10 protein-coding genes are annotated in these 11,666 nt (G+C 66.8%); 5 read left to right on the top strand and 5 right to left on the bottom strand.

Going from position 1 to position 11,666, the window contains the following annotated elements; genetic code table 11:
• The 5 genes from Q9S36_RS24410 to rfbA all read right to left on the bottom strand — a co-directional run.
• A partial coding sequence (locus Q9S36_RS24410) for an IS3 family transposase (protein WP_311287419.1) occupies positions 1-662 on the bottom strand: 662 nt, incomplete at its 3' end.
• 5 nt (positions 663-667) lie between these two features.
• A complete protein-coding gene (locus Q9S36_RS24405) occupies positions 668-973 on the bottom strand; it encodes a transposase (protein WP_039711338.1) in 306 nt (101 codons plus the stop codon).
• 54 nt (positions 974-1,027) lie between these two features.
• Positions 1,028-2,440: a dTDP-4-dehydrorhamnose reductase gene (gene rfbD / locus Q9S36_RS24400; RefSeq protein WP_311287407.1), complete on the bottom strand. Its 1,413-nt coding sequence runs from the start codon at positions 2,438-2,440 to the stop codon at positions 1,028-1,030.
• A gap of 3 nt (positions 2,441-2,443) precedes the next feature.
• Complete coding sequence (rfbB, locus tag Q9S36_RS24395; protein WP_311287406.1) at positions 2,444-3,445, bottom strand: dTDP-glucose 4,6-dehydratase; 1,002 nt, start codon at positions 3,443-3,445, stop codon at positions 2,444-2,446.
• Complete coding sequence (gene rfbA / locus Q9S36_RS24390) at positions 3,442-4,311, bottom strand: glucose-1-phosphate thymidylyltransferase RfbA (RefSeq protein WP_311287405.1); 870 nt, start codon at positions 4,309-4,311, stop codon at positions 3,442-3,444. The genes rfbB and rfbA overlap by 4 nt, the downstream gene beginning before the upstream one ends.
• A gap of 145 nt (positions 4,312-4,456) precedes the next feature.
• Between rfbA and Q9S36_RS24385 the strand changes: the two genes are divergently transcribed.
• The 5 genes from Q9S36_RS24385 (at position 4,457) to Q9S36_RS24365 (ending at position 11,641) form a co-directional block, all read left to right on the top strand.
• Positions 4,457-6,916 carry an SH3 domain-containing protein gene (locus Q9S36_RS24385; RefSeq protein WP_311287404.1) on the top strand — a complete coding sequence of 820 codons (2,460 nt, stop codon included), beginning with the start codon at positions 4,457-4,459 and terminating at the stop codon, positions 6,914-6,916.
• Between the two features lie 52 nt (positions 6,917-6,968).
• A complete protein-coding gene (locus Q9S36_RS24380) occupies positions 6,969-7,877 on the top strand; it encodes an ABC transporter permease (protein ID WP_311287403.1) in 909 nt (302 codons plus the stop codon).
• A complete protein-coding gene (locus Q9S36_RS24375) occupies positions 7,874-8,623 on the top strand; it encodes an ABC transporter ATP-binding protein (RefSeq protein ID WP_311287402.1) in 750 nt (249 codons plus the stop codon). Before Q9S36_RS24380 ends, Q9S36_RS24375 begins: the two co-directional genes overlap by 4 nt.
• Before the next feature lie 74 nt (positions 8,624-8,697).
• Complete coding sequence (locus tag Q9S36_RS24370; RefSeq protein ID WP_396653839.1) at positions 8,698-9,774, top strand: glycosyltransferase family 2 protein; 1,077 nt, start codon at positions 8,698-8,700, stop codon at positions 9,772-9,774.
• 175 nt (positions 9,775-9,949) lie between these two features.
• Complete coding sequence (locus Q9S36_RS24365; RefSeq protein ID WP_311287400.1) at positions 9,950-11,641, top strand: hypothetical protein; 1,692 nt, start codon at positions 9,950-9,952, stop codon at positions 11,639-11,641.
• The last annotated feature ends 25 nt before the right edge of the window (positions 11,642-11,666 follow it).

The following is an 11,666-nucleotide window of genomic DNA, read 5'->3' as shown; positions in this document are numbered from 1 at the left end:
CTTGCGCGTCCATCGCTGTGAGGGTCAGGACCCCTGAGAACACCAGCACGAACAGTCTCACTGTCGGCGTGGTGGATGAGCCCATCGAGGCGTCCGCCGACGTTCCATGCGGCCATGTCGAGCGCCGGCATCGGCAAGATCTTCGACCGCAACGTCGATGCGACGTTCCAGCCCACGATTCGGCGCGAGTAGACGTCGGTGACGAACGCGACGTAGGCGAACCCTGACCACGTCGCGACATAGGTCACGTCGCAGACCCAGAGCCGTCGTGGCGCCGGCGCCATGAACCGACGGTTCACAAGATCACTCGGCAGGACCGTCGTCTTATCGGAGCGGGTGGTGAACACCCGCTTCGACTTGCGAACACCTCTGACGCCGGCGAGGCGCATGAGGCGCTCGGTCTGGTCGCGGCCGATCTCCCACCCTTGCCGGCGCATCAGGGCGTGCATCTTCCGGCGCCCGTAGACGCCGTAGTTCTCCGCATGCAACCGGGCGACCTCAGGGACGAGCAGTTCGTCCTTCAGCTGCCGTGCCGATGGCGCACGCCCGACCGCGGCGCGATAGTCGCGGGAGGTGAGGAACCCTTGAACTGCCGGGCGCAGCACCCGGCAGATGAGCTCGACCCCGAAACGATCCCGGTACTCGGTGATGAACCGGATCATCTCGGTCAAGGGCGGTCGAGCTCCTTCGCGAAAAACACGCTCGCAGCCTTGAGGATCTCGTTCGCCTTGCGCAGCTCGGCGTTCTCCTTCTGCAGCCGCTTGATCTCGGCCGCCGCGTCCGTGGTCAGGCCCGGCTTCACGCCCGCGTCGACCTCGTAACGCCGTTGCCACAGCCGGAGCGTCTCCGGGCTCATCCCCAGCAGTCCCGCCACGTGACGGACCGCGCTCATCATCGTCGGGTGCGACGGCCGCGTTTCCGCGAGCATCCGCAATGCCCGCTCACGCATCTCCGGCGAATACTTCCTGTTCATCGAGTTCCATCCTTGCTTGAAGAACGGAACGAAAGTCAGGCCGATTCAGCCTTCTCACCTCGCCAGATACTCAGCTAGCGACGTGCGCCATTCACGCGGTATGAACCCCGTGCGCTGGAGGCGCTCCAGGTCGAGGACGCTGTTGGTGGGTCGTGGGGCGACGGGGCCGGGGGCGTTGGCGTAGTAGTCGTGGGTGGTGACGGGGGTGATGCGGTGGGGGTCGTGTCCGGTGAGGTGGTAGACGGTGCGGGCGATGTCGGCCCAGGTGGTGGGTGGGCCGGTGTTGGTGAGGTTGTAGGTGCCGTGCGGGGCCTGGGTGCGGGTGAGGTGGTGGATGCCGGCGGCGAGGTCGGTGGTGAAGGTGGGGCGTCCGGTTTGGTCGTCGATCACGTTGGGGTTGATGCCGCGGGCGGCGAGGGTGGTCATGGTGCGGACGAAGTTGTGGCCGTCGCCGATGACCCAGCTGGTGCGGATGATGTAGTGGCGGGGGACGGTGGCGGTGATGGCGTCGCCGGCGGCTTTGGTGTGTCCGTAGACGTTGAGGGGGCTGGGGGGGTCGGTTTCGGTGTAGGGGGTGGGTTTGGTGCCGTCGTAGACGTAGTCGCTGGAGATGTGGACGAGGGTGATGTCGTTCTCGGTGGCGATGCGGGCCAGCGCGGCGACGGCGGTGGCGTTGGCGGCCCAGGCGTCGCGGCGGCCGGTGGGGGTTTCGGCGTGGTCGACGGCGGTGAAGGCGGCGGCGTTGATGATGGTGTCGTAGTCGCGCCAGTGCCGCGCGGTTGGCAGGTCGGGGTGGGTGAGGTCGAGGGTGTGACGGGTGGTGTATTCGATCCAGGGGTGCTCGCCGTATTCGGCGCGTAGTGCGCGGCCGAGTTGCCCGTTCGCGCCGGTGATGAGGGTTTTGCGCGGTGGCAGGGGGGTGACGTCGGCCAGGCGTGGGTGGGTGCGGTCTTTGTCGGAGATCTCGGCTTGGTGGAGGGGGATGGGCCAGGGGATGTCGGCGGTTTCGTCGGCGAGGTTGAGGAAGGTGTAGGGGGCGGTGGGGGTCCAGTGGTCGTTGACGAGGTAGGTGTAGGCGGTGTCGGGGTGGAGGGTCTGGTAGGCGTTGCCGACGCCGCGGGGGACGAAGATCGCGCGGGAGGGGTCGAGTTCGGTGGTGTAGACGGCGCCGAAGGTGGGGCCGTGGCGTAGGTCGACCCAGGCGCCGAAGATGCGGCCGGTGGCGACGGAGACGTATTTGTCCCAGGGTTCGGCGTGGATGCCGCGGGTGGTGCCGACCTGGTCGTTGAAGGAGATGTTGTTCTGCACCGGCCCGAAATCCGGCAGCCCCAGGGGCAGCATCTTCTGCCGTTGCCAGTTCTCTTTGAACCAGCCGCGGGTATCGCCGTGGACGGGGAGGTCCCAGACCACCAGTCCGGGGATGGGGGTGGGGGTGGGGGCGAGGGGTTTACCGAACTCGATCGACACGGGTCATTGGCCTTTGCCGGCGTAGAACGCTTCGACACCGGTTTTGGTGGGCGCCCACCAGGGTTCGTGGTGCCGGTACCAGTGGATGGTCGCGGCCAGCCCGGCCTCGAAGTCGGCGTACCGGGGCTGCCAGCCGAGTTCGGTGCGCAGCCGGGTGGAGTCGATCGCGTACCTCAGGTCGTGGCCTGCCCGGTCGGTGACGTGGTCGTACGCGTCGGCGGGCTGCCCCATCAGGGTGAGGATGAGCTCCACGACGTCTTTGTTGCTTTTCTCCCCGTCCGCGCCGATCAGGTACGTCTGCCCGGTGACGCCTCGATCGAGGATGGTCAGGACGGCGGAGGAGTGGTCGTCGGCGTGGATCCAGTCGCGGACGTTCTCACCCCGGCCATACAGTTTCGGGCGGATCCCGCGGAGGATGTTGGTGATCTGGCGGGGGATGAACTTCTCCACGTGCTGGTACGGGCCGTAGTTGTTCGAGCAGTTCGAGATGGTGGCGGGCACCCCGAACGAGCGCACCCATGCCCGCACCAGCAGATCCGACCCCGCCTTCGTGCTGCTGTAGGGGGAGGAGGGGTTGTAGGGGGTGGTCTCGGTGAACCGTGCCGGGTCATCCAGTTCCAGATCCCCGTAGACCTCGTCGGTGGAGATGTGATGAAACCGCCGGTGATGGCGGCGGGCCGCTTCCAGCAGCGTGTACGTGCCGACGATGTTGGTATCCAGGAACGGTCGCGGGTCATCCAGGGAGTTGTCGTTATGGGACTCCGCGGCGTAATGCACCACCGCGTCCACCTCCGCGAACAGCTCGTCCACCACGCCCGCGTCGCAGATGTCCCCCCGCACGAGGCGGAACCGGTCCTGCGGGAGCCCGTCCAGCGAGGCGAGGTTTCCGGCGTAGGTGAGTTTGTCCAGCACCGTCACGTGATCATCGGTGTGCTCGAGGACGTGGTGGACGAAGTTGGAGCCGATGAACCCCGCCCCGCCGGTGACCAGCAGCCGGCGGCTCATCGCCCCTGCTCCAGGATCTGCAGCAGATACCTGCCGTACCCCGACTTCACCAGCTTCTCCGCCCGCACCCGCAACCCCTCATCGTCCAGGAACCCCTGCCGCCACGCGACCTCTTCCGGCACCCCGATCGACATACCCGTGCGCCGCTGCATCGTGCGGACATACTCCGCCGCGTCGGTCATCTGATCGAACGTTCCCGTGTCCAACCACGCCGTACCCCGGGGCAGCACCTCCACCTGCAGATCACCCCGCTCCAGATACGCCCGGTTCACATCCGTGATCTCGTACTCACCCCGCGCCGACGGCATCAACCCCGCAGCGATGCCCACCACATCGTTGTCATAGAAATACAACCCCGGGACCGCGTAATTCGACTTCGGCGCCACCGGCTTCTCCTCCAACGACACCGCCCGCCCCGACCCGTCGAACTCCACCACCCCGTACGCCGACGGCTCCGCAACCCAATACGCGAAGATCGCGCCACCCGACACATCCCGGAACCGGGCCAGCTGCGTCCCCAACCCCGGCCCGTACAGCAAGTTGTCACCCAACACCAACGCGACCTTCTCGGACCCGATGAAATCCGCCCCGATCGTGAACGCCTGCGCCAACCCATCCGGAGACGGCTGCACCGCGAACGACAACGACACCCCGAACTGCGACCCATCACCCAGCAACCGCTGGAAGAACGGCGCATCATGCGGCGTCGTGATCACCAGAATCTCGTCGATCCCCGCCAACATCAACGTCGACAACGGGTAATACACCATCGGCTTGTCATACACCGGCACCAACTGCTTCGACACACCCAACGTGATCGGATGCAACCGCGTCCCCGACCCACCCGCAAGAATGATCCCCCTCATCCCGTCATCCTCGCACTCGCCGGTCCTCCCCGGGAGTTCGCCGATCTCCGCGTGTCTCAGCGCCGGAATTCGAACGATTGTTGTATCGCGCCAGTCACATCCGTCACACTGGTCACGTGAAGCAGATCCTTGAGCGAGCGATGTCGTGACCGTCCGGACGAAGATCGCGGCGATGACGGCCGCCCTGACGGTGGTCATCTCCCTTGTCGGAGCAGGGTCTGCGTCCGCTGCCGAGCCCATCGCGACGGGGGCTCCTGCCGCCGTCGCGGCCTCACCCGAGGCTCCGACCGGCATTGTGAAGACAGCTGATCTGTCGGCCTTCGACCCGGGCAACATCGTCAGCGATGCGGTCTTCTTCAACGAGAGCACGATGACGGAGGCGCAGATTCAGGCCTTCCTCGAGAAGCGAGTGCCCTCCTGCCAGGCCGGCTACACGTGCCTCAAGGACTGGTACGACACGTCGCGCACGACCACTGCCGATGCGATGTGCGGCGCCTACAGCGGGGGCACCCGCGAGCGCGCCGCCCGCATCATCTTCAAGGTTGCGCAGGCCTGCGGCATCAACCCGCAGGTCATCCTGGTCACCCTGCAGAAGGAACAGGGGCTGGTCACTCACACGTGGCCGAGCGACTGGCGCTACACGATCGCGATGGGTCAGGGCTGCCCCGACACCGCGGCATGCGACACGCGCTACTACGGCTTCTTCAACCAGGTCTACGGCGCCGCGTGGCAGCTGAAGCGCTACGCCAACCCAGCAGGGACCAGCCAGTTCTTCACCTGGTACGCGCCGGGCAAGACCTGGAACATCCTCTTCAACCCCAACCACGGCTGCGGGACCTCGCCGGTCTACGTGCAGAACCAGGCGACCTCCAACCTCTACTACTACACGCCCTATCAGCCCAACGCGGCGGCCATCCGGGCGGGCTACGGCGAGGGCGACGGCTGCTCCGCGTATGGGAACAGGAACTTCTTCAACTACTTCACCGACTGGTTCGGCTCGACGCAGGGCGACCCCTGCGCCGAGCCGCCCGGGTCCGTCGCGGCAAGCTGGACGTATACGGCCATAGACCGGACGACGGCACGCACAGCGCCGAACGACGACTGCAAGGCCGGCGCGGCGCCGGTCTACTCCGGAGACATCGGCAAGGCCGTTGCGGCCTCGGCTGACGGTCAATGGCGCAAACTCAGCACGGCGACGGGGGAGAAGTGGGTGCCGGCAGAGGACCTGCGCCGCGCCACGTCCGAGGAGGCGCCCTGCGCAGCATCCACCACCGCGCCGGCCTCGTGGACATACGTGCTCACGGCCGATGTCCTCGCACGCTCCGCCCCGTCTGCCGGCTGCGAGCTCGGTACCGAGCCGCTGGCTGCGGGCGTCGTGGTGAAGTCGGTCGCGACATCCGCCGACGGTCAGTGGCGACGCGTGCAGACCGAGACCGGTGAACGGTGGGTGCCGTTCGACCTCCTGCAGAGGGCTACGACTGCCGAAGCATCCTGCCGGCTGACACCGTCGGTCCCGGCGTCCTGGACCTATACGGTGACGGCTGCCACCACCGGACGGGTCGCACCGAACTCCGGGTGTGAGCCGGGAGCGGCCGCGCTCGCTGCCGGGACTGTCGGCAAGGCGGTGGCGGCGTCGGCAGACCTCGCCTGGCGCAAGCTGAGCACGACCGCCGGAGAGCTGTGGGTGCCGGCGAACGCGCTCCGACGTTCGACGACGGCCGAGGCGGCCTGCGCCCAGCCGGTGGGCACTCTTCCAGCGACCTGGACCTACGCGATCGACATCGCGACGACCGGTCGTGCAGTGCCCAACGCAACGTGCGCGACCGGCGCGTCGACGCTGTCAGCCGGCACGATCGCGACGTCGGTGGCGGCATCTGCGGACGGTGCGTGGCAACGACTGCAGACGGAGTCGGGGCTCTACTGGGTGGAGCGCACATCGATCAGGCGGGCAGACGCGGGCGAGACCGCGTGCGCGGCACAGCCGGGTTCGGTTCCGGCCTCGTGGAGATATGTCACGACGGCCGAGGCTCCGGCGCGCATCTCGCCCGCCCAGGAGTGCGGACTCGGAGCCGGCACCGTCGCCGCGGGTACCGTCGTCCCTGCCGTGGCGGCGTCGGCGGATCTGCTCTGGCGCAAGGTGCGCACGGCCGCGGGCGAGCGCTGGATCCTCGCCTCGCAGCTGCGCAAGGCCACAACCGCCGACCTGGCCTGCCTGCCCCCGACCGGGACGATCTCGTCCACCTGGACGTTCGTCGCGCTCGTGCCGACGACCGCGCGCAGCGCGCCGAACGCGCTGTGCGGAGCAGGCGCGGTCGACCTCCCTGCGGGAACCATCGCGAAGGCGGTCGCGGTCACGGCGGACGGCGCGTGGCGAAAGCTCCGGACGACCGCGGGTGACCTCTGGGTGCCGATGTCAGACATCCACCACGTTCGCATGGCGACGACCGCCACGGCGAACCTCCGCTCCGGGCCCAGCACCACGACCAAGATCCTCGCGACGTTGCCGAAGGGCACGAAGGTGGTTGTCATCGGCGTCTCGGGCCTCTGGCGCGAGGTGACTGTCGGAACCCGGACGGGCTGGATCCGGGGGGACTACCTGGACTGAGTGTCGGCGCGGTCGGCGGGCACCCAGCATGGCTCGCCTAGGATGGCCTTTCGTGGCCGTCAACCGTGATCTCTTCGCCGAGGTGCCGCGCTCGCAGTTCGACACCCCCGGCCAGAGCCGCGGACTTCTGGACGCGTTCCGCTGGCACTACCTCCTTCGGCTCCTCGTCCGCACCGGCGTCACCACCCGGTATCGCAACTCAGCCCTCGGGTGGACGTGGTCCTACGTGCGACCTGCAGCGCAGTTCCTCGTCTTCTGGTTGGTGATGGGCGTCTTCCTGCAACTGCAGCAGGGGATTCCCAACTATGCGGTGTACCTGTTCTCCGGGATCATCTGCATCAACCTCTTCAATGAGGCCTTCAAGAATGCGACGACCTCGATCGTCGGCAACGCCCCGTTGGTGCGGAAGGTTTATCTGCCCCGACAGCTCTTCGCGGTGTCCGCGGTCTTCGTGGCGTTCGTCCACTTCCTTCCGCAGGTCGTCCTGCTGCTGATCGTCTGCCTCTTCCTCGGGTGGGCCGTCAACATCTCGGTGCTCAGCATCCTCGCCATCCTCGCCGCCGTGCTGATCCTCATGCTGGTCGCCTTCGGAGCGGGCCTCTTCTTCGGTGCCGTGAACGTCCGCTACCGAGATGCCGAGAACATCGTCGAGCTGCTCCTGATGCTCGTGACCTGGGCGTCGCCGGTGCTCTACTTCTGGACGATGGTGCAGAACGCCTTCGCCGCGGTCCCGTGGGTGACGACCCTCTACCTCCTCAACCCGATCACCCAAGCCGTGCAGCTGTTCCATTACGCCTTCTGGCAACCCGTGACGATCGATGAGATCGAGGCGCGTGGCCTGGAGCTTCCGCCCGACCTCGCCTGGGGGACGCTCTGGGCGCTCCTCATCGCGGCGGGGACGATCCTTCTCGGCCAGATCGTCTTCCGTCGACTCGAGGGAAAGTTTGCACAGGACCTATGAGCGATCACCGCACCGCCCACTCCGCACCTCGGCCCAGCATCATCGTCGACGGCGTGCGCAAGACGTTCTGGCTCAACCACGCGCACTCCTTCAAGGACACGCTGGTGAGCTGGATCAAACGGAAGAAGATCGCGACCGAGTTCCACGCACTTCGCGGTCTCGACCTCGTCATCCATGAAGGCGAGTCGGTGGCGATCCTCGGCTACAACGGGTCGGGCAAGTCCACGCTGCTGAAGCTGCTGTCGGGAGTGATGCAGCCCGACGCCGGTGCCGTGCTCACGCGCGGCCGGGTCGCCGGGCTCATCGAGGTCGGTGCGGGATTCCACCCTGAACTGTCGGGCCGCGAGAACGTCTTCCTCAACGCGGCCATCCTCGGCATGCAGCAGAAGGAGATCGAGGCTCGCTACGACGAGATCGTCGCCTTCAGCGAGATGGCGGAGTTCATCGATCAGGAGGTCAAGCACTACTCCTCGGGCATGTTCATGCGGCTGGCCTTCTCCGTGGCGATCCACGTCGATGTGGACATCCTGCTCGTCGACGAGATCCTGTCGGTCGGCGATGCGCCGTTCCGTGCCAAGTGCCGGACAAAGTTCGATGAGCTCATCGCCGCCGGCAAGACCCTGGTGATCGTCAGCCATGACATGGAGATGGTCCGAGAGCTGTGCACGCGCGCGGTCGTGATCCGCAAGGGGGAAGTCGCCTTCGACGGCGGCGTCGAGGACGCCATCGCCGCCATTGCCGGCTGAGCGGGACGGCGGCGTGCTGTCCACACGTGCGCGCTAAACAGCCTCACAGGCTCGAGGCGTTAGAATCCATCGATATGCGGTTATTCATCCAGATCCCCTGCCTGAACGAGGAGAGCACGCTGCCCCTCGTGCTCGCGTCGATGCCGAAGCGCATCCAGGGAATCGACGAGATCCACATCGTGGTCGTCGACGACGGCTCGACCGATCGCACGGTTGAAGTGGCTCGGGAGCTGGGCGTGCAGCACTTCGTCTTCCACACCCGCAACATGGGCCTGGCCAGGTCGTTCCGCGATGGGATCGACTACGCGCTGCAGCACGGGGCTGACATCGTCGTCAACACGGACGGCGACAACCAGTACCCCCAGGAACGCATCGCCGACCTCGTGCAGCCCATCCTCCACGGCGAGGCCGACATCGTCATCGGGGATCGCCAGACGAAGACCATCGCACACTTCTCAGCCTTCAAGAAGCTCATGCAGGGCGTGGGCAGTGGAGTGGTCAACTTCGCTGCGGAGACGAAGCTTCCGGACGCCGCGAGCGGCTTCCGCGCCTACTCTCGCGAGTCGCTGATCCGCCTGAACATCGTCACGCAGTTCAGCTATTGCATGGAGACGATCATCCAGGCCGGTAACAAGCGCCTGCGGATCGCGAGTGTGCCGGTCAAGACGAACCCGAAGACCCGAGAGTCGCGGCTCTTCGACAACATGTTCCAGCACATGGGTCGCTCGGCTCAGGCGATCATGCGCAGCTACATCATGTTCAAGCCGCACGTGGTCTTCCTGACGCTCGCACTGCTCTTCTTCGTCGGCGCAGCGATCCCCTTCGGGCGGTTCCTCGTGCTCACCTGGCTGGGGATCGCCGGCGATCACATCCAGTCGCTCATCTTCGGCAGTGCGATGCTCGTGGGGGCGCTGCTCAGCCTCGCGCTGACGGTGATCTCCGACATGCTCCGCACGAACCGCACCCTTCTCGAGGATTCGCTGGAACGCCTGAAGCAGTTGCAGTACGCGCCCGAGAATCGGCTCGACCCGAATCTCGTGGGTCTCGACGACGCCGCACAGCACCCGTCGCTGTCGGTGAGCGTCGACGCGGTCATCGCGCAGCATCCGATTGCCGAGGCGGATTCTCCGCGCGTGACCGCTCGGGCCTGAACAGGTCCGACGCCCTCGCCTCACGCACACCCTGAAAGGTCTGTCCGCCGTGCCCACGCTTGCCCCCCTCGAGCTGCCGCGTAGCTTGACGCAGCGCACCCGACCGCCGCGGCACGAGCCGGGGCCGGAGCTCTGGTGGCGGTGGACGGCAGTGGTGTCGGTGATCGTCTGCGTCGTGATGCACGCTGTGGTGTCGATCACCGCCACGGCGCCGCGGACTCCGTGGGACGAGAACGGCATCCTCCAGATGGGGCGGATCATCCTCGGAGAGCGCGTGGCGACCATGTCGCTGAGCGGGTACTTCCCCGGGACGTCGTTCCTGCTCGCCCCGATCTGGCTCATCACTCAGGACCCCGCGACCGTCTACCGCGCGTCGAACATCGTCCTGAACATCGTGGCGCTGTCGGCGATCATCCCGCTCGCGCTCATCGCCCGCCGGATCGGGCTCACGACCGCGAAGGCTGTGACGATCGCCGCCCTCACGATGATGCTGCCGAGCCGCGTGGGCCTTGCGGACTACGTCCTCTCGGAGCAGCTCCTCTCGACGCTCATCATCTGGGCGACCCTGGCTGCGTTCGCCGTCTGGAAGAACCCAACCGTTCTCAACGGCGTGCTCTTCTCCCTGGCCGCGGTGGGTGCGTACTTCGCGCACGCGCGCGCTCTCGTCTTCGTGGCGGTGGCAGGCATCTGGCTCGTTCTGTTCATCCGACGGCGCTGGCAGGTGTCGGCGGTCAGTCTCGTCGTGCTCGTGGTCGGCGCCCTCGCTGTCCAGACGGTGTCGCGTGCGATCAATGCGCAGCTCGTCCCCGGCGGTTTCCGACAGGACGCAGGATTCATCAGCAAGCTCACCTCAGCGCCACCCGGAGACCTGCTCCGCATCGCGTTCAACCAGACCTGGGTCCAGCTCGTCGGGACGTCGGGCCTGATCGCGATCGGCGCGGTCGTCGTGATCGTCTGGGTGGTGCGCGATCTGCGGTCCTGGCAGGTCGGTCCCGCGGGATTCGTCGCCGGTGGGGCGGTCGGAGCGTTCATCATCTCGGTCATCGCATGGGGTGGATCGAAGTTCCTGCACACGGAACCACTCCGCTTCGACGTCTGGGTGTACAGCCGCTATCTGGACCCGTTCATCGTGGTCGTCGTGCTTCTGGCCCTCGCCGCGATCGTCCGCGGCGTGAGCCTGGCCGTCATCGGCGTCGCGGCAGCCGCGAGCGTCGCCGTCATCCTGCCCGTGCTCTTCTGGGTCGCACCCTCCGTGCCTACGTGGGGGTTGACCGACGGTCCTGCGAACTCGGCCGCGATCCTGCAGTGGCAGTGGTCCTGGCCCACGGAGCCCTTCGCCTGGCCGCTCATCCCCAGCCTGACCAATCCCAACAGATTCTGGCTCCTCGCGTCGATCTGGGTCATCCTCGCCCTCGGAATCGTCGCGCTCCTGCGGCGTCGGCCACAGGCCTTCGCCGTGGTCTGGCTCGCCGCCTCGCTCGTGATGGCCAACGGCGCGAACCCCGATCAGTTCCGCGATTACCCCGACGACCTGACGGCCGCACTCGAGAGCGTCGAGCAGGACGGCGAAAAGCTGCCCGTCGACTTCTACTTCTCTCGATGCGACTCGACGTTGGCGATCCACCAGGCGCGTAACTGGGTGGGCTTCTGGTTCGCCCCGCGCCAGGTCGACGTCGTCAGGGGAGAAGAGCCCTTCGCCGCCGACCTCGTCGTCGCATGCGGGGACTTCGCAGGCGACCGGGCCGAAGGCGCGCTTCCCGTGCAAGGCGAGCCGGACTACAACAGCTTCCGCATCTGGGTCCTTCCCGGAGACCTCCAGGACGACCTGCTCGAGCGAGGGATGCTGGACGAGACCCCCGCGGGCTGACGCGCTCCGCTCTCACGAGCCGGAC

The sequence above is a fragment of the Microbacterium sp. ARD31 genome (genome assembly GCF_031844425.1).
Note: the sequence above shows the minus strand (reverse complement) of the source record. Positions and strands in the feature narration are given on the sequence as shown.